Consider the following 26,125-nt stretch of genomic DNA (forward strand, 5'->3'; position numbering starts at 1 on the left):
CTATCTCCTTTTTATCTTAAAAAATTCTATCAAAAATTAGAAGATTAATATTTCTTCAACTGTATAATTTATATTCAGAGTATTAATTGTTTTTATACTCTAATCTGTATTTATGTAAAAGTGGTTCGGTATAACCTGCTGGTTGTTCTTTCCCTTTGAAAATTAAATCTCTTGCTGCTTTAAAGGCATATCCATCATAATTTGGTGCCATATTTATGTAACTTGCATCTTTTTCATTTTGTTTATCAACAACTTTTGCCATCTGTTTTAGTGATTCTAAAACCTCTTCTTTTGTACAAACTCCATGTTCTATCCAGTTTGCAAGATGTTGAGAGGAGATTCTAAGTGTTGCTCTATCTTCCATAAGTGCTACATTATTTATATCAGGAACCTTAGAACATCCAATTCCTGCATCAATCCATCTAACAACATATCCTAAAATACTTTGGCAGTTATTATCTATTTCATTTTTAATAATCTCTTTTGATAAGTCTTCTTTAAGTAAAGGTATTGTTAAAAGCTCATCTAAACTTGCTCTTCTTTTTCCTTTTAACTCATTTTGAATATTTAGTACATTAACTTTATGATAATGCATTGAGTGTAAAGTTGCAGCAGTAGGAGATGGTACCCAAGCAGTGTTTGCACCTGATTTTGTGTGAGAGATTTTTTCAAGCATCATTTTTGCCATCTCATCTGGCATAGCCCACATCCCTTTTCCAATTTGAGCTTTACCTTGCAATCCACACTCTAAACCAATATCAACATTCCAAGTCTCATAAGCTTTTATCCAAGTTTCACTTTTCATTTTTGTTTTTGGTGTCATGGCTCCTGCTAACATAGAAGTATGAATCTCATCACCTGTTCTATCAAGAAAACCTGTATTGATAAATACAACTCTTTTAGAAGCTTGTCTAATACACTCTTTTAGATTAACTGTAGTTCGTCTTTCTTCATCCATAATTCCTATTTTAATTGTATTTTCTGGAAGATTTAAAGCTTTTTCTACACTTTCAAATAGTTTAACTGCAAAGGCAACTTCTTGGGGTCCATGCATTTTTGGTTTAACTATATAAATAGATTTTGTTCTAGAGTTTTTCTTTTCATTTTTGTCTGTTAAATCAGGAATTGCAGCTAAAGTTGTAATCATACAATCCATAATTCCTTCAAAAACTTCATTTCCATCTTTGTCTAAAATTGCTGGATTTGTCATAAGGTGACCAACATTCCTAATAAACAAAAGACTTCTTCCATGTAAAGTTAACTCTTTATTTTCTAAAGTTTTATATGTTTTATCAGAGTTTAATTTTCTAGTAAGAGTTTTACCACCCTTTTCAAAGCTTTCTTCTAAATCACCTTTCATAAGTCCAAACCAGTTTCTATAAACTTCCACTTTATCTTTGGCATCTACTGCTGCAATAGAATCTTCACAATCCATAATAGTAGAAACTGCTGCTTCTACAACTATGTCTTTTATCCCTGTAACATCAAGTTTTCCTATAAAGCTTTCTTTATCAAACTCAACTATTACATGAAGATTGTTGTTTTTAAATACTAACGCTTTTGGATTCTCTTTTTCACCTTCATAGGCTATTAGTTTTGAATCATCTTCTAAAGTAGTTGTAGTGTTTGAAAGTTTTACTTCTAATTTTTCATTTACAATTTTGTAAGATATTGCATCTTTATGGCTTCCATCTTTTAAAGGTGCTACTGTATCTAAATGCTCTTTTGCATAAGTAACAACTGCTTTACCTCTTTTTTCATTGTACTCCTTTGTAATAACTAGTTCGCCATTAGTTGAGATAACATCAGTTCCATAAAGAGCATCATATAAACTTCCCCATCTAGCATTTGCTGCATTTAGGGCAAATCTTGCATTTTTAACAGGAACCACAAGTTGTGGCCCTGCTTGAAGTTTTATCTCTTCATCTACATTTTGTGTTTCAACTTTAAAATCCTCTTTCTCTTCAACTAAATAATCAATCTCTTTTAAAAATTTTTTATACTCTTCAAAACTATTCTCATTATATTTATTGTTCATATGCCAAGAATCAATAAGTGTTTGAAGTAAATCTCTTTTTTTTAGTAAAGATTTATTTTCAGGTGTTAATTCATCAATAATTGATTCAAAACTTTCCCAGAAATCCTCTTTTGAGATTAAAGTTGTTGGTAAAATCTCTTTATTGATTAAGTCATAAAGAGATTTATCTACTGTTAAATTACCTTCTAAAACTCTATTTTCCATTTTTTCCCTTTTTTAATTTAACGCAAATTCTTTTTCTTGAAAACTTTTAGATAGTCCTAAATGAATTAGTCCACCTAAAATTGCTCCAATAATCCAACCATAACCATTTAATGAACTTAATGTTTCAATCCATACTGTACCAACTGAAAAGATTGCCCCAATAGCAAAGGCTACAATTGTGTTTTTATTCCATCCTTTGTCATAATAATATTCACTATTTTCACTCTCATCATACAAAGAATCAATATCTAGGCTCTGCTTTTTTACAAAATAGTAATCAACTACTAAAATCCCATATAAAGGGGCAAGTGTTGCACCAAGAGTATTTACTATTGGACTAATTCCTACTTGACTTATAAAACTTACCCAAAAACCACCAATAATAAGTGCAAATAAAGAAGTAATTACGCCAGATTTTTTAAATGAAAGCTTTGTTGGAGCTAAGTTTGAGATACCATTTACTGCTGGAATAAAGTTAGCAACAAGATTTATCCCAACAGTTGCAGTAAAGAATGTAATTGCTGCAATTAAACTTAAGACTGTACTATCTGCTTTTTCAACTATATCCATTGGGTTTGTTAATTTTTCTCCAAATACAACAACTGAACCAGCTGTAATTAAAAGTGCTAAAGCTGAAAAAAATACCATATTAAAAGGTAGCCCTACAAGGTTTCCTACTACCATAGATTTTTTATCTTTTGCATATCTTGAAAAATCACTAAAGTTAATCATAACAGCTGCAAAATAAGCAATCATAGTTCCTAAAATTGCAAAAAATCCATTTACTTCACTACTTAAAGTTGAACCTTCATGTGAGAAAATATTATTTGCAACATTAAATAAATCTCCCCCAGATTTATTCCATAAAACAATCAATAATCCAATCATAATCACATAAACAAAAGGAGCTGCGAAGTTTAAAAACTTTGATACCCAAGACATACCTTTTGAGAATATCACCATTTGAAGTATCCAAACTATAAAAAATGATAACCAACCAATGGCATCAATTCCTAAAAATTTAGTTTCAGGATGAATCCCTGTTAAAGCAGTGATTAAAAGATGAAGTGCAGTTGAAGCAAAATATGTTTGAACCCCAAACCAAAAAACTGCAACTATAGCTCTTATAATAGCTGATAACTTTGCTCCATTTATACCCATGCTTGATCTTGCTAACACTGGATATGGAATTCCATAATCAACTCCAGCCTTTCCTGAAATATTTACTAAAAAAGTAACCACTAATCCTGCAACAATAAGTGCAAAAAATGCAGTCCAACCAGTTACTCCATAACTTATAAAAAGTGAGGCAACTAAGGTATATCCAAATAGACTTTGTATATCGTTTGCCCAAATATTAGACACTTCAAACCATTTCCAATTTCTTTCACTCTTTTTCGTAGGCGATAAAGAGTCATTATTTACATCTTCTATCATAAGTTTTCCCTATTTTTTTAATTTTATTTTCTACTACAAAAAATAGGTAAAAGCCTATAATAGGTAGTAGAACTACTGTTTTTCTTTCATAATTCTTCTTTTTAATATATATTTATTTATAATCACGCTGGCGAAAGCGACTTTTTTATGGATATATTAAAATTGAAATAAAAAAGTCACTTATGGTGGTATAGTTTTAATATCTTTCATTACTACTCTTTTATTAAAAAAATCTCTTTTTCTTCAATTTCATACTCAATACAATCAACAACTTTACTTTGCTCTTGATTCATATTTGTTCTATCGATTACGATAAATTGTTCTTCATTTTTTAAACAAATTAGTGGAAAATGCCAAACCCCTCTATTGTAATGAACCCCTTGATTTCCGTTTGTTACAAAAGCCTGTATTGTTGAAAAGTCAGGTTTCTCATCACCTAAAGCAACAACACATAAAAATGGCTCAGTACTTCTTGGCATAAAAGTTTGAGAAAAAAATGGGTGTTTTTCTAACATATTGATATGTAAAGGAAACTCTCTATTTTTACCTATATAAATATGTAATGTTGAACTTCCCCCTTTTTCATTTGCATCCATAGTACAAAGTTCATAAAACTTTTGTGCATATCCATTGTTTATGATTTTTGAATCTCTGTTTTCAAGTTCTATAACTTCTCCAAACTTTTTAAAAGCTTTTTTTGTAAGAGGTTTTGGCTTAAGTTCCACTCTCATATTAAGCCTTTACTTCTTCTTTTTTAACAAATTTTCCAAATAGTTTAAGTCTTGAAACTCCACCATCTGGGAAAATATTTATTCTAATATGTGTGATTGGTTTTTGGTGGTTTAAAAAGCTTTTATCAAAATAGTGTTTGTTATGCATTTCTAGTTTTTGTGGTGCAACTAACTCTTCCCAAAACATACTTTGTGTTACAACTGAACTATCTGTTGTATCTTCTAAATATGCTGCACTAATAGAAAATTTATCTGCAAAGTTTCCTTTGAAGAAGTTTGTATCAATTATGATATTATCGATAATAGCAGGCTTAGCTAACTCAATGATTCCCCAATCAAAACCTGGTTCTCTTCTTCTTCTAGTTTCCCAACCATCACCCATGTTAACTGCTTCATTATCTTTTAAGATATTTCTTAAAGGACCAAAAAATTCATTATTTGTATAAACTGCCCTTGCTCCATTTCTCATTGAAGCTACATTGATATTTTCTTGTTCATAAAGTTTTTCATCAAAACAAATCTCACCAAATGCTTTAAATCTTGCAATTCCCCCATCAGGATAAATATCAACTCTTAGGTGAGTTACTTCAGTTTTTGCTAGTGAATCAAAATCGTGTTTTGTATGACCTTCTAAATCACTTTGACCTAAAAGTTCAATCCACTCTACACTGTCTATATCTTCTAAAAATACTTTATCATCTTTATCTTTTACACAACAACCTTTTATTGAAACTGCTAAAGGATAGTTTCCTCTAAAATGTGAAGTATCAACTAAAAATGAATTGATTTTTGAAAGATTTCCTAGTTTAATAATACAATGGTCATTTCCTCCATCTCTTCTTCTTCTAGTTTCCCAACCATCCATCCAGTGACCGTTGTCATCAAACTCATCTTTAAATACTGCTTCAGTTTGGGCTAGCATTCTATTTGCACTTGCAAAAAACTCATCTGTTGTGTAGATTACTTTTGTTCCTAATTCACAGCTTGCAACATTTATCATTTTGTTCCTTTATTACTAAAATTATTTATCCAATGGTTTGCTATCTCACCTCTTGTTGCAAACCATACATCATCAAAACCTTTTACATACTCTAAGAATCTTCTCATAGCCATAATTCTTCCTGGTTTTCCTAAGATTCTACAATGCATACCAATATTCATCATTTTAGGAGCTTTAGCACCTTCTAAATAAAGAGCATCAAAACTGTCTTTTAAATAGTTATAAAATTGATCACTGTATGAAAATCCTCCAAAAACAAATCGCATGTCATTGTTATCCATAGTATATGGGATTACAAGATGTTCTTTTGTAGTGATTTCTGGTGCAAAATATGGTAAATCATCATTGTATGAATCACTATCATAAAGAAAACCACCCTCTTCAACTACAAGTTTTCTTGTATTCTCACTATCTCTTCCTGTGTACCAACCAAGAGGTCTTGTTCCAATCATCTTCTCTAATATTTCAATACTTTTATAAAGATGATCTCTTTCAATAGATTCTTCAATTGTTTGGTAGTTAATCCATCTATAACCATGTGAACATATGTCGTAATTGTTAAGTGCTAAGTATTCAGCAAGTTTAGGATTTCTTTGCAATGCCATTGCAACAGCAAAGATAGTTACAGGGATATCAAAATCTTTGAAAAGTTCTAAGATTCTCCAAACCCCAACTCTTGAACCATATTCATATAGGGATTCCATAGATTTGTGTCTTTGATTATAAAAAGCTTGGGGATTATTCATCTCTGAAAGGAAAACTTCACTAGCTTCATCCCCATGTAGGATGCAGTTTTCAGCTCCCTCTTCGTAGTTTAATACAAATTGAAGTGCAATTTTAGCCCCATTGGGCCATTTTGGATTTATTGGTTCATTTGAGTAACCAATTAGATCTCTTGGGTAATTGTTATTAATCATTTTATCTCTCATAAAAAAGTAAAAACTACTTTTAAAATTTATTTATGAGATTATTCTATCAGATTGTCTACAATGATTGTCTACAATTTTTGTTTATTTTTTATACATTCGTTTAAAGTTAGGTAAGTAAGGTAAGATAAATTAAGTGATACAAATAATTAGTTAGCAAAAAAGAAATTTATTCTTTTTATTAATTGTATCTAAATCAAAATCTAAAACATCAAAACAATGGTCTAAATGTTCTAACATAACATTTTTTGCATTAGTAATATTATTACTTTTAATTGTCTCAATTAAAACTCTATGTTCGTCATATGAAGAGAACTCTGTATTTTCATCTTCATAAATCAATGCAGCAAGGATACTTAAAGGGATTAAAGGTTTAAGTGCATTAATTAAAAACTCGTTTTGACTTAATGCAGCTAAATTTAAATGGAAATCACAAGATGATTTAACATATTCCCCATTTCTGTGAGATAGCTTTAGATACTCTTCTGTATCAATATTTTCTAAAAGTGCTGATAGGTCTAAATTTTCTTTTAAATGTCTTTTTGTAACAATTTCAACAATACCTGATTCAATTATTTTTCTTGTTTCAAAAATATCTTTTGCATTTTCTTCACTAATCCAAACTACATTAAAGCCTTGATTTCTTTTATAACTTAAAATACCCATAGTTTGTAGTTTACTAAAGGCTTTTCTTACAACATCTCTACTTGTGTTTAACTCTTTTGCTAAAACACTTTCTGATAATTTAGTACCTGGTTGAAGATTTTTTGTAAAAATTGCATCAAATATAAAATTAACAATATTATCTTCTAAAGTAAATAAATCTTTTTTATTCATTAAAAGTTTCTCCCACTTTTTTCCCTTTTGTGCTAGTTTATTATATTATAATTTACATTCTAGTTTCTGTAAACAAGCTAATAATATAATAGTTCAAACAGTAACTATAAATTAACACTAAAATTTTTATCACTTTTCAATTGGATAAGCATAGGCATTTATTTTACTTGTCATTAGTTTTGCTCCAACCATTGATTCTGCCATTTTTATTGCACATAATACTCCATCTACTACTGGAATTTTACACTTTTTAGATAATTCAATAGTTAAATCAGCCATTCCTGCACAACCTAAAATAATAGCTTCACAATTATCTTCTTGAACTGCCTTTAAAATCTCTTGTTCAATTTTTTCTTTTGCGTTTGAACCTTCTTCTTCTAAAGATAAAACTGGAATATCAGCCGCTCTTACTTTTCTACAAAATTTATCCATGCCATATTTATGTGATAACTCTTCAATAATTGGAACTGATCTATTAAGAGTTGTAACCACAGAAAAGCTTGAAGATACAATAGAAGTCATATGCATAGCTGCTTCACATATTCCAATAACTGGACCATCTACAAGCTCTCTAGCTGCTTCTAATCCTGGGTCATCAAAACAAGCAACTACGAAAGCATCAGCTCCCCACTCTTTTGCTTTTTTTATCTCATCAAGTAATCCCATCAAACTTTTTACTTCATCATAGTGTCCCTCAATACTTTTAGGACTGTTTGTTGGGTTTGAAGCCCAAATCTCAGTGTCAGGGTTTTTGAATTTTAAAGAAACCTCTTCACATTTTTTTGTCATTGATTGGGTTGAGTTTGGATTTATAATTGCTAGTTTCATTAGTGAGTTCCCCCTAAATATAATTCAATAATTCTTTCATCGTGCATTAAATCTTTTGATTGTCCACTTAATAAAACCTCTCCTAGTTGCATTGCGTAAGCTCTATTTGAAACTTTAAGTGCCATTCTTGAGTTTTGTTCAACTAAGATAACTGATACTTTGTCTTCTTTGTTAATTTGTACAATTGACCTTGCAATATCTTGTACAAGTTTTGGAGCAATACCAAGACTAGGTTCATCCATAAGTAGTATTTTTGGTCTTGACATAAGTGCTCTACCTATTACCATCATTTGTTGTTCCCCACCACTCATTGTGCTTGCTTGTTGTTTATATCTCTCTTTTAGTCTTGGGAACTTTTCTAAAACTTTTTCTAAGTCTTCTTTTATTCCATCTTTGTCTTTTCTTGTAAATGCACCCATTAGAAGGTTGTCTTTTACACTCATATATGGGAAAACTCTTCTTCCCTCAGGAGTCATTGCAATTCCCTTTTCAACTATTTTAGATGGGCTCATTCCATTTAGTTTTTCGCCATTAAATAAAATTTCTCCAGAGTTTGGTTTTTTTAACCCTGTGATTGCTTTTAATATTGAAGATTTTCCTGCACCATTTGCACCAATTAAAGTGATTGTTTCACCCTCTTCTAGACTTAAGCTAACTTTTTTTACTGCTCTTACTTGGTCGTAATTTATCTCTAAATCTTTACACTCTAATAATGCCATTTTATATCCCTAACTCTTCATCTTCTACACCTAAGTAAGCTTCGATTACTTTAGGATTTTTTTGGATTTGCTCAGGTTTCCCTTCTGCTATTTTTTCTCCAAAACTTATAACTACAATTCTGTCAGATATCTCCATAACTGCTGGCATATCATGCTCTACCAATAAAACAGTTATTCCTGAGTTTTTAATCTGTTTTACCATCTGCATACATCTTTTTGTCTCATCATCATTCATACCAGCAAAAGGCTCATCAAGAAGTAATATTTTTGGTTTACAAGCAAGGGCATTTGCTATACCTAAACCTCTTAATAAACCATGGGGAAGATTTGAAGCAAGTTCATTTTTTACATCATCAAGTCCTAAGAAACTAATAATCTCATCGGCAGATTTACCAAATCTTTCATTATCAGCTTTTGCTAATTTTGTATTAAAGAAAAAACCTAAAAGATTTGACTTTGCTTGTAATTGATGGGCAATAATAATATTATCCCTAACACTCATATTTTTAAATACAGTTGTTTCTTGAAAAGTTCTAACAACTCCTTTTCTTGCTACAATGTGTGGTTTTAAACCAGATATTTTTTCTCTATTAAAAATAACTTCCCCAGAACTTGGTTTTAAAAATGAAGAGATTAGTTTAAATGTCGTAGATTTACCAGCTCCATTTGGACCAATCACAGATAAAATCTCCCCTTCATAAACTTCAAATGTCACATCATTTACTGCATATAAAGAGCCAAATTTTTTAGATAGGTTATTTATTTCTAAAATTCTTTTTCTCATTTTTTAAACCTTAAACTCAAAATTCCATTTGGTAAAAATACCATTAAAATAATCATAATTCCTGAGTAAATTAATAGTTGATACTCTTTAAAAACAAATAATAAATCCCAAGAAAAATATAGTACAAAAGAACCTAATATTGGTCCAAATACATATGCTAAGCCACCAAGAAAAGTATAAAGCATATAGTTAATAGAATCTGCTACTTGGAAAGTAGTAGGATAAACTGACTGTGTTAGGTTTATAAAAATTGCTCCTCCCACACCACCAAAAAATGAAGCAATGGCATAAGAGATAACTCTTAAGTATGAGATATTTACCCCAAATGATGATGCTAACTCTTCATTTTGTTGTAGTGATCTTAATAAAATCCCCATTCTTGATTTTGTTAATCTATACATTATTGCAAAAGTGATAATCATAGCAATAACTGCAAGATAATAAAAACCAATCTTACTGTTTTCCATAGTTGAAAAATCAGGAATAAGTGTTAGTCCAAAAATACTAAGTTCCCCTGGTAATGGAATATTTGTAATTCCTCTAGGACCATTTGTAATTGGAACTAATGCAATTGCTAATAGTTTTGCAACTTCAGTTAAAGTCAGTGTAATCATTGAAAAATACACACCTTTTAATCTTAAAATTGGTATACCAATTAAGATACTAAAGAAAGCTGCTACAAATCCAGCTACAAAAATAGATATCCAAAAAGACAAACCTAGTTGTGTAACTAAAACAGCAGTTGTATATGCTCCAATTAAAGCATAAGCTCCTTGTCCTATGTTGATTCTTCCCATATAAAAAGTTAACCAAACTCCTGCACTAATCATAGAAAGAACAGCAACTGAGGTGATACCATAAAGGTAATCATTTCTTTGTGTTAAAACTAAAACACTAGGTATAACAATTAATAAAACTATTAATGCAATTATTACTTTTAATATAAAACTTTTATTTTCCACAAATCACCCCCAAGGTTTACCCATAAGTCCTTGTGGACGAAGAGTAAGAAATATCATTAAACATACAAAGATGGTAAGGTAAGTTACATCTCCTGGAAGATAGTAAAGACCAAAAGCTTCTACAAGACCCAAAATAAATCCACCTAAAATGGCACCAGAAATAACTCCCGCTCCACCAATCATAATCATTGTAAAAGCTTGAATAGAGATACCTCCACCAATACCAGAGTTAACCCCTGTAATAGTTACTAATAAACTTCCCGCAACACCAGCAAGCATTGCTCCAAGTGCAAACCCAAATAGACTGTATTTATCTAAATCTACACCCATTAGTTGAGCAGCTGTTTTATCTTGAGCTAAAGCTCTCATAGCCCGACCTGGTTTTGAATACTGCATAAATAGTATAAATGAAACAATTAAAACTATTGCAATTAGCCCAATAACAATTCTATTATAAGGGATGATTAAATCTATCCCATAATCTTCACCAAAAAATACCCCATCAACAAGTGCAGGAACACTTCTTTGTTTTTCTCCAAATACAATAAGTATTAAAGAGTCAAGAAAAAAAGCAGTACCTGCAGCAAGTAGCATTGAGCTTTCTTCTCTAACTGATCTTTTTAAGACGGTATTAAAAAGATATTTTTCAAATATGGCACCTATTAGTGCTAGTGTTAATCCCGAAGCAATAATAGCTACAATAAAAGGAAGACCAAGTTTTCCATAAACATAATAAGTTACAAATGCACCTAATACATACATTTGTCCATGAGCAAAATTTAATATACTCATTAGTGAGAATATTAGTGTTAAACCTAAAGCTATAAGGGCATATTGTGCACCTGTAATTAAACCATTGAGTAGTATTTGTTCCATAAAATGAATTCCCTATTTTTAAAATAGGGGTATCAAAAGACACCCCATTTAAATTAATCTGCTTGACCTGCAAATAGTGTTTCAAACTTTCCATTTTTGTAAATTTTTGGAGTTAAAGGAACTCCTAATTGTCTGTTTTGACCAAATGTAGTTTTTCCTACGAATTTAAGTTTTGCATTTTCATCTTTGAAGAAAAGGTTTGGTGCTGACCAACCTGAATCTACAGTTTTCAAAAATTCATCTGCATCATTGATAGCTTTTGGATTTGATTTCATTACAGCTAAAATATATTCTAAAGCAAATACTTTAGTGTTTGACTCATCATTGTACTCACCATATTTGTTTGTATAATGCTCAACCCATTGTTCCATTTTTTCTGATTGAATAGAAGCATCAGCTCCACCTTGACAAATAAATCCATTTGCTGCATCACCAGCACCCTCTTTTAAAATACTTGCATCAAGTGCAGTACCAGCAGCCATATAACCTTTAAATCCTAACTGTCTAGCAGTTTTGATAATAAGTGGTGCAGTTGCAGGCGATACCCCTGATAGAACTAAAAGGTCAGGTTTTTTCTTAATAATTGGAGTAATTACTGAAAAGAAATCTCTTGTATCAGCTTTATATGTTGCTTTACTTTCTACAACTTTTAATCCTAAATCTTTAGCAATTTTGATCCCGTTGTCTCTTTGGTTAAGTGGGTCAGCTGCATTTGCTGCAATAAAAGCAACAGTTTTTACATCTTTATTATCTTTTAACCATTTATAAACTGATGGTTCCCATTGGTATGAAGCAATCATTCCAAATACAGCATAGTTTGCTGGTTTTACATATAAACTTTTGTCAAATGCATATGGGAAATAAACAATTTTGTTTCTTTCTGCAATTGGTTTTACTGCAATTGCTTGTGCATCATCATTTGGACCAACAACATATTTAATACCCTCTTGAGCCATTTTTTCCATACCTGCAACAGCAATTTTTGGATCGTATGCATCATCAAAAGGTACAATTTCTACTTTGTATTTTTTACCACCAATCTCAACTCCCCCTTGGTTGTTGTATATTTCTGCAGATGTTTCCATTGATCTTACATTTGAAGTCCCCCATGCAGCATTTGCTCCTGAAAGTGTACCTACAAAACCAATTTTTATACTTTCTTGAGCTAAAAGAGTAGAACTTAGCATCCCTACTGCTAAACCTATTTTCAGAAATCTTTTCATAATTTTATCTCCTTTTTTTGTTTAAAAAATTTATCATTGATAAACTATGAAATCATCTTATCAGACTGTCTACAATTATTGTAGACAATAATTGTCTACAAAATAAACAATTAAAAAATATTATCTAACATCTAATTCTGAATATTAAATATACAATTACTATGTTGACTATGTATCCATAATAAAATATCATCTAAGAAAGTGTACACAATAATTGTATACAATAATTAAAGGAAATAAAAATGTTAAAAATAAAGATTACTAAAGTTGTAGCGTCTGTACTATTATTAGGAACAACACTTTTATGTGCTAATCAATTAGAAGATATTAAATCTTCAGGTGTTGTAAAAATTGCAGTACCACAAGATTTTCCTCCATTTGGTTCGGCATCTAAAGATATGAGTGTTCAAGGTTATGATATTGATATGGCAAAATATATTGCGGATAAATTAAATGTAGATTTAAAACTTATTCCAGTTACAAGTGCAAATAGAATTCCTTATTTAAAAACAGGAAAGGCTGATTTAATTATTTCAAGTTTAGGTAAAAATCCACAAAGAGAAAAAGTGATTGATTTTTCAAATGCTTATGCTCCTTTCTTCTTAGGTGTATTTGGTTCTAAAGATGTAAATGTAGCTTCAGCAAAAGATTTAAGTGGAAAAACAATTGGTGTAACAAGAGGTTCAGTTGAAGATTTAGAATTAAGTAAATTAGTTGGTTCTGATGTAACAATTAAAAGGTTTGAAGATAATAATACAACAATTTCAGCATATGTATCAGGTCAAGTAAAGTTAATTGCAACTGGAAATTTAATTATCAGCGAAATAGCTAATAAGTATCCAGATGTTGCACCTGAAACAAAATTTTCAATCAAGAATTCTCCTTGTTATGTTGGATTAAAGAAAAAACAACCAGAATTAAAGAAATTTTTAAATGATTTAATTGGTGAATTAAAATCAAATGGCAAGTTAAATAAAACTTCACAAAAATGGTTAAAGATAGATTTACCAAAAGACTTATAAGAATTTAAAATGGATTATGAGTTTGATTTTGTAGGTATTTTACCATACTATAAAGATATCTTAAATGGTATTTTATTAACTATAGAAATCACTGCAGCGACAACTATTTTAGGAGTAGCTGCAGGAGTTCTGGGAACTGCATGTAGAGTAGGTAGAAATAAATTTTTACAAAACCTTATTGGAGCTTTTGTAGAAGTTATTAGAAATACACCTTTTATCGTGCAACTATTTTTTATCTTTTTTGGTTTACCTGCTTTAGGAGTAAAACTTACTGCATTAGAAGCAGGTATGATTGCAATGATAGTTAACCTTGGAGCATACTCTACTGAGATAATTAGAGCTGGAGTTGAATCAACTTCAAAAGGGCAATGGGAAGCTGGGAAAACTTTAGGGTTAAGATGGTCACAAATCTTTTTCCATATTGTATTACCACAAGCTTTTAAAAAAGTTTCACCTGCACTGATTAGTCAATGTATTATTGTTATGTTAGGTTCTTCTGTATTATCACAGATTTCAGTTGAAGAACTTACTTTTACTGCAAATTTTATTCAATCAAGAACTTTTTTGAGTTTTGAGTCTTATTTTATAATCACTATTGTCTATTTAGCTTTAGCAGTGATTTTAAGATTTATATTAACAAAAACTAGTAATAGATTATTTAATAAAGGTTAAAAATGGAACAGTTTACTACATTAGATATATTTCAAAACTTGTTATTAGCTGCAAGATGGACAGTATTGTTATCATTGATAGCTTTTATTGGTGGAGGAATAGTAGCTGGAATACTTTTAGTATTTAGAATGACTAATAATAAAGTATTGACAGCTTTAATAAATATTTATGTGGAGGTTTTCCAAGGAACACCTCTTCTAATGCAACTTTTTCTTGCTTTTTTTGGTTTATCTTTAATAGGGATAGATATAGGAGCATGGGCAGCAGCAAGTTTAGCTTTAACGCTATTTACTAGTGCTTTTCTTTGTGAAATATGGAGAGGTTGTCTTGATTCAGTTGACAAAGGACAATGGGAAGCTTGTAAAACAATGGGATTAAATTATTATCAAGCAATGTTTCATGTAATAATTCCCCAATCAGTTAGATTAGCAACAGCACCAACTGTAGGTTTTTCAGTCCAAGTTGTAAAAGGAACAGCATTAGCTTCAATTATTGGGTTCGTTGAACTAACAAAAGCTGGAACAATGTTAAACAATGCAACATTTGAACCATTTAAAGTGTTTACAATGGTTGCTATTTTGTATTTTGTAATTTGTTTTCCACTTACAAAATATAGTAAATATTTAGAAAGGAAATTAAATGTCGCTAGTTAGTTTAGAAGGTGTGCATAAATATTATGGGGAAAAACATATTCTAAAAGGGATTGATTTAGAAGTTAAAGCAGGAGAGGTTCTTTCTATAATAGGAAGATCAGGCTCAGGAAAGAGTACACTTCTTAGATGTATCAATGGTTTAGAAGAACACCAAGAAGGAAATATTGTCGTTGGTAATCTAGAAGTTACAACTGATGATTTACAACTTCAAAAAATAAGTAAAGTGTGCGGTATGATATTTCAAAGTTTTAATTTATATCCACATAAAACAACTGGAGAAAATGTAATGTTATCTCCTTTGTTAATTCTTGGTATGAATAAAAAAGAGGCAAAAGAATTAGCTATGAAATGCCTAAAAAAAGTTGGTATGGAGCAATTCTTTGACCAGTATCCAGAAAGTTTATCAGGTGGACAAAAACAAAGGGTTGCAATAGCAAGGTCTTTAGCTATGTCTCCAAAAGTATTATTATGTGACGAGATAACATCAGCTCTTGATCCAGAATTAGTTGGTGAAGTTTTAAAGGTACTTGAAGAACTTGCAAGTGAAGGAATAACATTAATTTTAGTTACACATGAAATGAACTTTGCAAGGGATATAGGAGATAGAGTTATCTTTATGCATGATGGCTTAATTTGGGAAACTGGGAAAAGTGAAGAGGTCTTTGCAAATCCACAAACAAAAGAGTTACAAGGTTTTCTTTCATCTGTACTATAAAATAGTCAATTCTGACTGTTTTATAGGGAAGTAAACCTAATTTTTACTTTGCTTTATTATGTAATCTTTGAAAACTTAAAAGAGTAATTAAAAGTAAAAGTAGAAAAATGCAGAAATATGTAACTCCATCATATTTATAATATTCCCATAAGATTGAGGGTAAAAAAGTTCCTAAACATCCACCTAGATAGAAAAAGGTTTGATGAACAATGGCTATTTTTTCTTTTTCATTTGGAATTAGTTCAAAAATATAACTAGGGCTTGCAGATTGTGCACTAAACATACCCATAGTAACAAAAGCAATTCCTATAATAACACTAGTAACTGAATTTGTTAATGTAAAAAGTATTCCTAAAATTAAAAGAAAAATTCCTACATATATAATCTTTAAGTGACCAAAAATACCTGAAATCCTTCCTGCTAAGGGGCTTACAAATATACCTAATATTAATACTAAAAATATATTTCCTACTTGATGGCTATTTAGATTAAAGGGTTCTTGAGCTAAATGATATGTTACAAAAGTAGAAATAGCCATAAAAGAAAAGAATACTACAGTTGGAACTAAAAGAGCTGTTAATATTTTTATATTTGAAATATATTTTAATAACTCTTTTGTAGTAATTCCTTTTTTTTCGTGATGGATTTTCTGTGTTTTAGGGAAAGTAAATATTATAACAATAAAAGCAATAGCTAATAAAATAGCAAAAACAAGAAACGCTTTTTGCCATGAATAAAGAAATGTTAGCCAACCAACTAATAATCTTCCTATTACAGCTCCAAAACTTGTTCCTGCCATATATATTCCTATTCCCATAGACCTATGCTTTTCAGAATAAATCTCTTGAATATATGAAAGTATAATTGCCGTAATTCCTGGTAAGAATACTCCTTGTAAAAATCTGCTAAAAAGTAAAGCATAAAAATTTGTAGCTAATGCGGAAATTAAAACAGAGATAAAAAGAAAAAAAGTACAAACAACCATAATATTTTTCTTTTCAAAACGATTGATTATTGGAATATAAAAAGGAGTGGCTATCATTAAGACAAAGAGCATGCCAGATAGTAAAAGGTTTGTTTGTAAAATACTAATATTAAATTCTTGTTTTATTACAGGTAAAATTGCCTGTGGAGTATAGATTGTTGAAAATATTATGGATACTACAAAAAAAACTGTAAATGAGATTTTAAGTGATGAACTTTGCATTCAAGTTCCTTACTTTTTAAAGTTTACAAGAGCGTATTTTAGTCAGTAAGCATTAAATAAAAATTAACTTGCATTTTTATAATCGATTTGTATAGATTACATACAGCTTTATTTTTTCATCTAAGTAACCATTTAGTTGTAAAGATATACAATATTTAAAAAATTTTTTTAAGTTTAAAATAAACAAGAAATCATTCTAAGGAATTCATTATGAAATTAAGTTCAATTCTTAAAAGTGCTCTTATGTCAACACTTTTAGTATCTTCTGCTTTACAAGCTAAACCTGTATATGTTGCAACAACTGCAATTGTAGAACATCCAGCATTAGATGCTGTAAGAGATGGAGTTAAACAAGCATTAATTGACAATGGTTATAGTGGTGATAAACTTAAGTTTACTTATGAAAGTGCTCAAGGAAAACCAGATATTGCTTCACAAATTGCAAGAAAAATGGTAGGTGAAGAGCCTGATATCATTGTTGCTATTGCAACACCATCAGCTCAAGCAGCAGTTACTGCTACTAAATCAATTCCAGTTGTATTTTCAGCTGTAACAGATCCTTTAGCTGCAAAACTTGTTCCACATTTAGAAAAACCAAGTGGAAATGTTACAGGTCTGTCTGATATGGCAAATCTTAAAGAGCATTTAGAGTTAATAAAAGAGTTTATCCCTAATCTGAAAGCTGTAGGAATTCCATACAATCCAGGTGAAGCTAACTCTGTATCAATGTTAGCTTCGATGAAAAAAGAAGCTTCTAAAATGGGAATTGAAATTGTTGAAGCAGCAGCTCCAAAATCTTCTGATGTAATGATTGCAGCTAAACAATTAGTTGGTAAAGTAGATGCTATTTATTGTTCAACTGATAATACTATTATCTCAGCTGTTGAATCTGTTGTAAAAGTTGGTATTGATGCTCAAGTTCCAGTTTTTGCTAGTGATACAAGTACAGTTGAAAGAGGAGCAGTTGCAGCTGTTGGTTATAACTACTTCGATATGGGCAAACAAACTGGTGATATTGTTGTAAGAATTTTAAAGGGTGAAAAACCAGGAAATATTGATGTAAAAATGGCAAAAGGAACAGACCTATATATTAATTTAAAAATGGCTAAAAAAATGGGTGTTAAAGTTCCAGAATCAGTACTTGAAAAAGCTACTAAAACTATTAAATAATTAAAAAGTTGTTAATTTGTCACTTTATGCTTTTTTAGGAACACTTGAAATAGGGTTCATTTATGGTTTAGTTGCAATGGGAGTCTATCTTACTTTCCGTATTTTAGATTTTCCAGATTTAACTGTTGATGGAAGTTTTACATTAGGAGCAGCTGCAACTGCTGCTCTAATAGTCTCTGGAGTAAACCCTTATTTAGCAACTTTATTAGGTACACTTGCAGCTGCTTGTGCTGGTATTGTTACAGCTTGGTTAAATTTACGTTTTAATATTCTTCATCTGTTAGCAAGTATTCTTACAATGACTGCTTTATACACAATAAATCTTCGTGTGATGGGAAAACCAAACCTTTCTTTAATAATGGAGCCTACTATGTTAACTCCCTTTGAAGATTTAGGAATACCAGCTATGTATCTAAAAGTTATATTTGTAGCTGTTTGTGCAATTATTGGTGGTTTATTATTGGCGTGGTTCTTATATACTCAATATGGTTTAGCAATGAGAGCAGTTGGTTCTAATAAAAGAATGGCACAAGCAAATGGTATTGTAGTAAAAGAAAAAGTTTATGTAGGACTTGCTTTATCAAATGGTTTAGTAGGACTAGGAGGAGCTTTATTTGCACAAACAAGTGGTTTTGCAGATTCAACAATGGGAATTGGAACTATTGTTGTAGGACTTGCTGCTGTTATTATAGGTGAATCTTTATTTGGAACAAAATCAATGTTGGTTGTTGTATTAAGTTGTATTCTAGGTTCTATTTTTTATAGAATTGCTGTATCTATGGCACTTAATGCAGACTTTTTAGGTTTCCAAGCATCTGATTTAAATCTAATTACAGCTGTACTTGTTACCTTATCATTAATATTCCCAAAATTAAGAAGTGAATATAAATCAAAAAAAGCAAAAAGGAAAAAAGTATGATTGCTTGTAAAGATTTACATGTTACTTTTAATCATGGTTTAGCAACTGAAAAGTTAGCTTTAAGAGGCGTTGATTTAACTATACCTGCTGGTGAGTTTGTAACTGTTATTGGCTCAAATGGTGCAGGAAAATCAACCTTACTTAATACTATTGCAGGTGATATTGAAGCAACACATGGACAGATATTTTTTAATGATAGAGATGTTACAGCCTTACCAGCATCAGGTCGAACAAAAGATATTGCAAGAGTATTTCAAGATCCGCTTGCTGGAACTTGTGGGGATTTAACAGTTGAAGAGAATATGTGTCTAGCTTATGGTAGAGGCAAAAAAGGTACTTTATCTTTAGCATTAAATAGCAAACTTAGAAAACTTTTTAAAGAGCAGTTAAGTAGGCTTAATCTAGGACTTGAAGATAGATTAACTTCTCAAATGGGTCTTTTATCTGGAGGTCAGCGACAATCAGTTAGTCTTTTAATGTCTGCTTTACAACCAAGTAGTATTTTACTTTTAGACGAACATACAGCAGCTTTAGATCCAAAAACAGCTGCACTTATTATGGATATTACTTCACAAATTATTGAAGAAAAATCATTAACAGTAATGATGGTAACTCACTCTATGAGACAAGCTTTAGACCATGGATCTAGGACTATTATGTTACATGAAGGTAAAATTATCTTTGATTTAACAGGTAAAGAAAGATCTGGTTATGAAGTGAAAGATCTACTTAATTTATTTGCCCTTGCAAGACAAGATGGCGAAGAATTAGATGATGATAAATTATTATTAGACAGTTAAACATAGTTTTTTAACTATGTTACTGTTTCCCTAGATTAAACTCTTTTTTATCAATATTTTTTCTATATATATTCCAAAGTTCTTTTTGTCTGTTTTTTATATCAATCATTTTATTTGAAGAAATAGATCCTAAAATCATTTTTTTAGATTTTGAAAAAGTAAATGAATCAAATCCCTTTTTATGTAAAGTTTTTAAAAACTCTTCATTGTCTTTTGTTTTGATATATATTTTTAAATAGATATAGTTTTCACTTTCATGCCTTTTAATATAATCTTTTAAATCTTTTCCTAATACTTCAAAGTTTTCGTAATATTCAAGCTTTTTATTACATAAAAATTTATTTCTAACTAACATAGAATCAAAATCAAAATGCTCATAACTTCTCCCTTGAGTTAAGATATCAGAGTAAAAGAAAGTAGAATTTTCATCGGCATCTATTCTAAGTAGTTGTAAAAGTTTTGAGTCTTTATATAAAATTAGTTCATCATTTAGAAATTCTAAATTTGAGTTTTCTAACTTGATATTTAGATAGTTTATTCCATACTCTTTTTTTGATGGATAAACTTTTGTTGCTGATTCAGTTGTAATAATTGAGTTTGAATCTTCAAGTTTAATATTTGTTTTAATTCTATCCTTTGGGAAGATTCCTTCCCCAATGCTTAGAAGCTTTATATAGTTTTCTTCTTCACTAAAATAGTAATATCTTGTTGGAAGTTGTAGTTTATTTAATGAAAATACTTCATCTTTAAAATTTATTGAGATACTCATTTATACTGATAAGTACTGTTCTACTATTTGATCATTTAGATCATCAATCTCACCTTTTGCAACAACATTTCCCCTATCAAGCAGATAGAAATCATCTCCGTGTCGTCTTGCAAATGGTAACTTTTGTTCAACTAATATAACAGTTATCTTCTCCTCTTTTGTAAGATAGTCTATTACTCCTCCAATTTGTTGTACGATATTTGGTTGAATACCTTCACTTGGCTCATCAAGGATTAGAAGTTTAGGTTCTAAACATAAAGCTCGCCCAATTGCTAATTGTTGTTGTTGACCACCAGAAAGGTCTCCACCTTTTCTTTTTAGCATATCTTTCAAAACTGGAAATAATTCATATATTTTATCAGGAACTTGCTTTAAGCCATTTCTATTACCTAAAAGCCCTATTTCTAGATTTTCTTTAACTGTTAGTTGAGGAAATATTTCCCTTCCTTGTGGAACATAACCTATTCCAAGTCCTGCTCTTTTTTCACTACCAAGTTTACTTATGTCTTTGTCTTCAAAAACTATTTGACCATTTTTTATTGGAATTAATCCCATAATAGCTTTTGCTAAAGTTGTTTTACCAACTCCATTTCTTCCCATAAGACAAGTACATTTTGCTTTTTCAATCTCTAAGTTTAAATCCCAAAGAGTGTGACTTTGTCCATAAAATTGGTTTAAATTTTTAATGTTTATCATTTTACTCTCCTAGATATACTTTTCTTACTTTCTCATTATTTTGAACTTCTTTCATAGAACCTTCTGCTAAAACTGAACCTTCATGAAGTACAGTAACCTTTTTTGCAATACTTCTAATAAACTCCATATCATGTTCTACGACAACAACTGAGTGACTTTTTGAAAGTTCTGTTAATATTTGTGCAGTTTTTTCAACTTCCCCTGGAGTCATACCTGCAACTGGTTCATCTACAAGTAGAAGTTTAGGGCTTTGCATAAGAAGCATTCCTATTTCAAGCCACTGTTTTTGCCCATGTGAAAGAATTGAAGCACGATTTTGATAATGCTCTTTTAGTCCTATTAACCCCATAGTCTCTTCTATTTTATCTTTTTGTTCTCCACTCAAACTTGCAAATAATGTTTTATAGAATCTTTTATCTTCTTTCATTGCAAGTTCAAGGTTTTCAAAAATTGTATGCCCTTCAAAAACTGTAGGCTTTTGGAATTTCCTTCCAATACCAATTTCGGCAATATTTGGTTCATCTAATTCTAAAAGATTAGCTGCTTTTCCAAAAATAACATCCCCTTTATCTGGCTTTGTTTTTCCTGTAATAACATCCATCATTGTTGATTTTCCTGCACCATTTGCTCCAATGATACATCTTAACTCTTCATATTCAATTGATAAAGATAAAGAGTTTAAAGCTTTAAATCCATCGAAGCTAACAGTAACATCATCTAAATAAAGAATTCTGTCACCTTTTTTTAAATCTCCTACATTTTGTTCTTGATTGTGCTTAAGCAGTAACATTTGTAAGCTCCTCTTTTTCTTTTTTGAAGTTCATTTTTGAAATAAGTCCAACTACACCTTTTGGTAAGAATAATGTTACTACAACAAATAAACCACCTAAAGCGTATAACCAAACTTCTGGAAGAGCAGATGTAAAATATGTACTTGCATAATTTACGATAAAGGCTCCAACTATGGCACCATATAAAGTTCCACGTCCTCCAATGGCAACCCAAATAACTAACTCAATGGAAAAAAGTGGTGAAAATACATTTGGATTTATGATTCCAACTTGTGGTACATATAAAGCTCCTGCAACACCAGCCATAGCAGCACTTACAATAAAAATAAAAAGTTTATATTGCTCAACTTTATATCCTATAAATCTAGTTCTACTCTCTGCGTCCCTGATTGCTATACAAACACGCCCTAATCTTGAGTTCATAATAAATCTTGCGATTAGATATCCTACAAAAAGAGCAAGAAAAGATACAATAAGTAAAGCAATTCTTGTACTATCTGCTTGTAAATCAAATCCTAAAATATCTTTGAAATCTGTAAGTCCATTATTTCCACCAAATCCCATATCATTTCTATAAAATGCTAACATAAGGGCATAAGTCATAGCTTGGGTTATAATTGATAAATAAACTCCTGTAACTCTAGATCTAAATGCTAAGTAACCAAATACAAAAGCAAGCACTCCAGGAACTAACATAATCATAATAAGTGTAAAAATAGGATTATCAAAACCATACCAAAACCAAGGTAATTCTTTTAGGTTCATAAATACCATAAAATCTGGTAAATCAGGGTTTCCATAAACTCCCCTATCCCCTATTTGCCTCATTAAGTACATCCCCATTGCATATCCACCAAGGGCAAAAAATGCTCCATGACCAAGACTTAAAATTCCTATATAACCCCATACTAAATCAAGGGCAAGGGCAAGAAGAGCAAAAGCTAAATATTTACCAAGTAAGGTAACTGTATATGTAGAAACATAAAATACTGAATCTTGTGGTAAAACAAGGTTTGCAAAAGCAACATACATAACTACTAATGCAAGTATTCCTAATACTATTTTACCACCTTTGTCATTTTCTAAAATCTGTAAAAATATTGGTTTTCGTTTCATCATTTTTTCCACCTTAATCTTGTGCATCTCGACCTTTTTGAGGGAAAAGTCCTCTAGGTCTTTTTTGAATAAATAAGATAATAAATACAAGAATAATTACTTTTGCTAAAACAGCTCCAGCAACTGGTTCCATAAATTTATTGATTTCACCAAGTGTAATTGCTCCAATTAGTGTTCCCCATAGATTTCCAACTCCACCAAATACAACAACCATAAAACTATCTACAATATACGCTTGTCCTAAGTTTGGTCCCACATTTGTAAGTTGAGATAAAGCAACACCAGCAATACCAGCAATACCTGAACCAATACCAAAAGTCATAGCATCTATCCATGAAGTTCTTATCCCCATAGCTTGTGCCATTTGTCTATTTTGAGTAACAGCTCTCACTTTTAGCCCAAGAGAAGTTTTATTTAGAACCATTAATATTCCAACAAATACTAATAAAGCAAAAATAATGATATATAACCTATTATATGTAAGAGAAAGAGCAGAATTAACTTCTAATGCTCCACTCATCCAAGAAGGAGTTTTAACTTCTTGATTTAAAGGAGAATAGATTGTTCTAACAACTTGTTGTAGGATTAAACTAATCCCAAAAGTAGCAAGTAAAGTCTCTAAAGGTCTTCCATAAAGGTGTCTAATAACAAGTCTTTCAATAATAATACCAACAATACCACTTACAATAAATGCAGCAGGAATAGCTATTAAAATTGAGTATTCTATTAAGTTTGGCATAATTTGCTGAAGAGTATATGTTGTATAAGCTCCAATCATCATCATTTCACCATGGGCCATATTAATAACTTTCATTACACCAAAAGTAATTGCAAGTCCAATAGCTGCAAGAAGTAAAACAGAACCCATGCTAAGACCAAAAAATGCTTTTTCAACAACTGCATAATATGATCTAATTGTTTCAACATTTCCTAAAGAAGATTTTGCAGTTTTTATAAGCTCTTTTGAGTTGTTTTCATTGTTGATAATCTCTTTTAATGCAATAATTGTTTGGTTTGAAAGATAATCACCTAATTCTTTAGCTGCTATTAATTGTTCCTTGCCTTTAGAATATTTTGCTTTTAAAATAGTATTTGCTTCTACCAAAATCTCTTTTACATCACTATCTTTTTCTTTTTTTAATGCTTTTGAGATAAGTAATTTAGAGTCTTTATCAAGATTTTTTAGTAAATTTTTTGCAGATATTAATCTTTTTTCTTTTTTCTTTGAGAATAGATTCATCTCTGCTAATTTATTTTTAATAATACTTCTTAATCTATTGTTTGATTTTACTTTACTAAAATTTCTTCTACTTTGAGGTTCTAAATCCTTTGAAGTAAAAAAGTTTTTAGTATGATAATTTCTTCCCTCTTTTTTTACTAAAACAACAAACTCTTTATTATCTTTTTTATAATAAAGGTCTCCATCTTTGATTTTAGTAAATAGAGTATTTATTCTATCATCGTCTGCATATTTATCTGCAAGTTCGATAATAACTTTTTGTTTAGTTTTTAAACTGTCAATTTGAAGTTGCTTTATATCTTCTTCAAAGTTTGCAAAAAGTGAAGTGATAAAAAATAGATTAAGAAAGACTATCTTTAATATATTAGTTTTCATGCAAGTACCTTTATAAAAAAAGAGGAGAAATCCCAGAAGATAAGCTCCTCTTTTTTGTTTAGTTTTTTAGTAGTTTTGTCCAGAACATTGTTTAGTTTTTGTGTTGTAGTTACCACAATTTATAGGGTCAGTCCAATCTGCAATAACATCTTTAGATGAAGGTAAGAAGTCAGACCAAGCATCTCCTGCAACTTCACCATCAGTAGAGTAAACAGTTTCAAATTGCCCATCTTCTTGAATCTCACCAATAAGTACAGGTTTTGTTAAGTGGTGGTTTTTAAGCATTTTAGCTGTTCCACCAGTTAAGTTAGGAACCTCAAGACCAATAATAGCTTTACTAACTTTATCAACATCAGTAGTACCAGCTTTTTCAACAGCTTTTACCCAAAGGTTAAATCCAATATAAGTAGCTTCCATAGGGTCATTGGTAACTCTTTTATCATCTTTGATATATTTTTTCCACGAATCAATAAAATCATAGTTTAAATCAGAGTCTGCACTTTGGAAATAGTTCCATGCTGCAAGGTGACCAACAAGTGGTTTTGTATCAATACCTGATAACTCCTCTTCCCCTACTGAGAATGCAACAACAGGAATATTTTCTGCACTAATACCTTGATTTGCTAACTCTTTATAAAATGGAACATTTGCATCACCATTGATTGTAGAAACAACTGCTGTTTTAGCCCCAGTTGAACCAAATTTTTTAATATCACTTACAATACTTTGCCAATCAGAATGACCAAATGGAGTATAGTTAATCATAATATCAGAAGCTTTTACGCCTTTTGCTTTTAAATATGATTCTAAGATTTTGTTTGTTGTTCTTGGATATACGTAGTCAGTCCCTGCTAAAACCCATCTTTTAACACCAACTTCATTCATTAAGTAATCAACTGCTGGAATAGCTTGTTGATTTGGCGCCGCACCTGTATAGAATACATTTTTAGATGACTCTTCCCCTTCATATTGTACAGGATAAAAAAGAAGTCCATTTAACTCTTCAACAACAGGAAGAACAGATTTTCTAGAAACAGAAGTCCAACAACCAAAAGTTACATCAACTTTATCTTTAGTTAGTAATCCTCTCATTTTTTCAGCAAACAGTGGCCAGTTTGAAGCAGGATCAACTACTACAGGTTCAAGCTTTTTCCCTAGAACTCCACCTTTTTTGTTTTGTTCTTCAATAAGCATTAAAACTGTATCTTTTAATGTAGTCTCTGAAATTGCCATAGTTCCAGATAAAGAGTGTAAAACACCAACCTTGATTGTATCAGCAGCTTGAGCTAATGATGTCATAGCAACTAATGCTGCAATCGATAAAGATTTAGCAAACAACTTTTTCATATTTTCTCCTTTGAAATTAAAATATCTATTTTGATATTCTTTGGAAGTAGTATAAAAAAGTAGTGTTG

General features: G+C 30.6%; 26 protein-coding genes. 7 read left to right on the forward strand and 19 right to left on the reverse strand.

The window, feature by feature from the left end:
- Positions 1 to 82: 82 nt before the first annotated feature.
- From CRV01_RS00610 to CRV01_RS00665, 12 genes are all read right to left on the reverse strand, one after another.
- Positions 83 to 2,242, reverse strand: a complete 2,160-nt coding sequence (locus tag CRV01_RS00610; RefSeq protein WP_129006034.1) for a malate synthase G — start codon at positions 2,240 to 2,242, stop codon at positions 83 to 85.
- A gap of 12 nt (positions 2,243 to 2,254) precedes the next feature.
- Positions 2,255 to 3,679, reverse strand: a complete 1,425-nt coding sequence (locus CRV01_RS00615; RefSeq protein ID WP_129006036.1) for an NCS1 family nucleobase:cation symporter-1 — start codon at positions 3,677 to 3,679, stop codon at positions 2,255 to 2,257.
- A gap of 212 nt (positions 3,680 to 3,891) precedes the next feature.
- On the reverse strand, positions 3,892 to 4,410 hold the full coding sequence (locus CRV01_RS00620; protein ID WP_129006038.1) for an ureidoglycolate lyase: 519 nt from the start codon (positions 4,408 to 4,410) through the stop codon (positions 3,892 to 3,894).
- A gap of 1 nt (position 4,411) precedes the next feature.
- The gene (alc, locus tag CRV01_RS00625) at positions 4,412 to 5,410 is read right to left on the reverse strand and encodes an allantoicase (RefSeq protein ID WP_129006040.1); all 999 of its coding nucleotides are present in this window, start codon (positions 5,408 to 5,410) and stop codon (positions 4,412 to 4,414) included.
- Positions 5,407 to 6,327: an allantoinase PuuE gene (gene puuE / locus CRV01_RS00630; protein WP_258238273.1), complete on the reverse strand. Its 921-nt coding sequence runs from the start codon at positions 6,325 to 6,327 to the stop codon at positions 5,407 to 5,409. The genes alc and puuE overlap by 4 nt, the downstream gene beginning before the upstream one ends.
- Positions 6,328 to 6,489: 162 nt before the next feature.
- Positions 6,490 to 7,173, reverse strand: coding sequence for a GntR family transcriptional regulator (locus CRV01_RS00635; protein ID WP_129006044.1), 684 nt, complete (start codon positions 7,171 to 7,173; stop codon positions 6,490 to 6,492).
- 129 nt (positions 7,174 to 7,302) lie between these two features.
- On the reverse strand, positions 7,303 to 8,001 hold the full coding sequence (locus tag CRV01_RS00640) for an aspartate/glutamate racemase family protein (protein WP_129006046.1): 699 nt from the start codon (positions 7,999 to 8,001) through the stop codon (positions 7,303 to 7,305).
- The gene (locus tag CRV01_RS00645) at positions 8,001 to 8,720 is read right to left on the reverse strand and encodes an ABC transporter ATP-binding protein (RefSeq protein ID WP_129006048.1); all 720 of its coding nucleotides are present in this window, start codon (positions 8,718 to 8,720) and stop codon (positions 8,001 to 8,003) included. The genes CRV01_RS00640 and CRV01_RS00645 overlap by 1 nt, the downstream gene beginning before the upstream one ends.
- A gap of 1 nt (position 8,721) precedes the next feature.
- Positions 8,722 to 9,504: an ABC transporter ATP-binding protein gene (locus CRV01_RS00650; RefSeq protein ID WP_129006050.1), complete on the reverse strand. Its 783-nt coding sequence runs from the start codon at positions 9,502 to 9,504 to the stop codon at positions 8,722 to 8,724.
- Entirely contained in the window at positions 9,501 to 10,466 is a 966-nt protein-coding gene (locus CRV01_RS00655) for a branched-chain amino acid ABC transporter permease (protein WP_129006052.1), read from the reverse strand. Before CRV01_RS00655 ends, CRV01_RS00650 begins: the two co-directional genes overlap by 4 nt.
- A gap of 3 nt (positions 10,467 to 10,469) precedes the next feature.
- Positions 10,470 to 11,342, reverse strand: a complete 873-nt coding sequence (locus CRV01_RS00660) for a branched-chain amino acid ABC transporter permease (protein WP_129006054.1) — start codon at positions 11,340 to 11,342, stop codon at positions 10,470 to 10,472.
- Positions 11,343 to 11,395: 53 nt separating this feature from the next.
- Positions 11,396 to 12,565: an ABC transporter substrate-binding protein gene (locus CRV01_RS00665; RefSeq protein WP_164969992.1), complete on the reverse strand. Its 1,170-nt coding sequence runs from the start codon at positions 12,563 to 12,565 to the stop codon at positions 11,396 to 11,398.
- Between the two features lie 242 nt (positions 12,566 to 12,807).
- On the opposite strand from CRV01_RS00665, the gene CRV01_RS00670 reads away from it, so the two are divergent.
- Genes CRV01_RS00670 through CRV01_RS00685 form a run of 4 tightly spaced genes read left to right on the forward strand, consistent with a single transcriptional unit; the run spans position 12,808 to position 15,627 of the window.
- Positions 12,808 to 13,587: a transporter substrate-binding domain-containing protein gene (locus CRV01_RS00670; RefSeq protein ID WP_129006058.1), complete on the forward strand. Its 780-nt coding sequence runs from the start codon at positions 12,808 to 12,810 to the stop codon at positions 13,585 to 13,587.
- A 9-nt stretch (positions 13,588 to 13,596) separates the two neighbouring features.
- The gene (locus CRV01_RS00675; protein ID WP_129006060.1) at positions 13,597 to 14,259 is read left to right on the forward strand and encodes an amino acid ABC transporter permease; all 663 of its coding nucleotides are present in this window, start codon (positions 13,597 to 13,599) and stop codon (positions 14,257 to 14,259) included.
- Between the two features lie 2 nt (positions 14,260 to 14,261).
- On the forward strand, positions 14,262 to 14,912 hold the full coding sequence (locus CRV01_RS00680; RefSeq protein ID WP_129006062.1) for an amino acid ABC transporter permease: 651 nt from the start codon (positions 14,262 to 14,264) through the stop codon (positions 14,910 to 14,912).
- Positions 14,899 to 15,627, forward strand: a complete 729-nt coding sequence (locus tag CRV01_RS00685) for an amino acid ABC transporter ATP-binding protein (protein WP_129006064.1) — start codon at positions 14,899 to 14,901, stop codon at positions 15,625 to 15,627. The genes CRV01_RS00680 and CRV01_RS00685 overlap by 14 nt, the downstream gene beginning before the upstream one ends.
- Positions 15,628 to 15,670: 43 nt before the next feature.
- Here the strand turns inward: CRV01_RS00685 and CRV01_RS00690 are convergent, their stop codons facing one another.
- Positions 15,671 to 16,834: an MFS transporter gene (locus CRV01_RS00690; RefSeq protein ID WP_129006066.1), complete on the reverse strand. Its 1,164-nt coding sequence runs from the start codon at positions 16,832 to 16,834 to the stop codon at positions 15,671 to 15,673.
- Positions 16,835 to 17,044: 210 nt separating this feature from the next.
- Between CRV01_RS00690 and CRV01_RS00695 the strand changes: the two genes are divergently transcribed.
- The 3 genes from CRV01_RS00695 to CRV01_RS00705 are packed head-to-tail and all read left to right on the forward strand — an operon-like array spanning position 17,045 to position 19,723.
- Positions 17,045 to 18,004 (forward strand): ABC transporter substrate-binding protein, encoded by a 960-nt coding sequence (locus tag CRV01_RS00695; RefSeq protein ID WP_129006068.1) that lies wholly within the window; start codon positions 17,045 to 17,047, stop codon positions 18,002 to 18,004.
- Positions 18,005 to 18,020: 16 nt separating this feature from the next.
- On the forward strand, positions 18,021 to 18,923 hold the full coding sequence (locus CRV01_RS00700) for an ABC transporter permease (RefSeq protein WP_129006070.1): 903 nt from the start codon (positions 18,021 to 18,023) through the stop codon (positions 18,921 to 18,923).
- Positions 18,920 to 19,723 (forward strand): ABC transporter ATP-binding protein, encoded by an 804-nt coding sequence (locus tag CRV01_RS00705; RefSeq protein WP_129006072.1) that lies wholly within the window; start codon positions 18,920 to 18,922, stop codon positions 19,721 to 19,723. Before CRV01_RS00700 ends, CRV01_RS00705 begins: the two co-directional genes overlap by 4 nt.
- Positions 19,724 to 19,742: 19 nt before the next feature.
- Here CRV01_RS00705 and CRV01_RS00710 read toward each other — a convergent pair whose 3' ends face one another.
- The 6 genes from CRV01_RS00710 to urtA all read right to left on the reverse strand — a co-directional run bounded on the left by CRV01_RS00710 (position 19,743) and on the right by urtA (position 26,057).
- Complete coding sequence (locus CRV01_RS00710; RefSeq protein ID WP_129006074.1) at positions 19,743 to 20,492, reverse strand: urease accessory protein UreD; 750 nt, start codon at positions 20,490 to 20,492, stop codon at positions 19,743 to 19,745.
- Positions 20,493 to 21,188, reverse strand: coding sequence for an urea ABC transporter ATP-binding subunit UrtE (gene urtE / locus CRV01_RS00715; RefSeq protein ID WP_129006076.1), 696 nt, complete (start codon positions 21,186 to 21,188; stop codon positions 20,493 to 20,495).
- A 1-nt stretch (position 21,189) separates the two neighbouring features.
- The gene (urtD, locus tag CRV01_RS00720; RefSeq protein ID WP_129006078.1) at positions 21,190 to 21,978 is read right to left on the reverse strand and encodes an urea ABC transporter ATP-binding protein UrtD; all 789 of its coding nucleotides are present in this window, start codon (positions 21,976 to 21,978) and stop codon (positions 21,190 to 21,192) included.
- Positions 21,965 to 23,095 carry an urea ABC transporter permease subunit UrtC gene (urtC, locus tag CRV01_RS00725; RefSeq protein WP_129006080.1) on the reverse strand — a complete coding sequence of 377 codons (1,131 nt, stop codon included), beginning with the start codon at positions 23,093 to 23,095 and terminating at the stop codon, positions 21,965 to 21,967. The genes urtD and urtC overlap by 14 nt, the downstream gene beginning before the upstream one ends.
- Before the next feature lie 13 nt (positions 23,096 to 23,108).
- Positions 23,109 to 24,710, reverse strand: coding sequence for an urea ABC transporter permease subunit UrtB (urtB, locus tag CRV01_RS00730; RefSeq protein ID WP_129006082.1), 1,602 nt, complete (start codon positions 24,708 to 24,710; stop codon positions 23,109 to 23,111).
- 66 nt (positions 24,711 to 24,776) lie between these two features.
- Positions 24,777 to 26,057 (reverse strand): urea ABC transporter substrate-binding protein, encoded by a 1,281-nt coding sequence (urtA, locus tag CRV01_RS00735; RefSeq protein ID WP_129006084.1) that lies wholly within the window; start codon positions 26,055 to 26,057, stop codon positions 24,777 to 24,779.
- Between the last annotated feature and the right edge of the window lie 68 nt (positions 26,058 to 26,125).

The organism is Arcobacter sp. CECT 8983 (genome assembly GCF_004118855.1).
In the GTDB taxonomy this organism is placed as follows: domain Bacteria; phylum Campylobacterota; class Campylobacteria; order Campylobacterales; family Arcobacteraceae; genus Halarcobacter.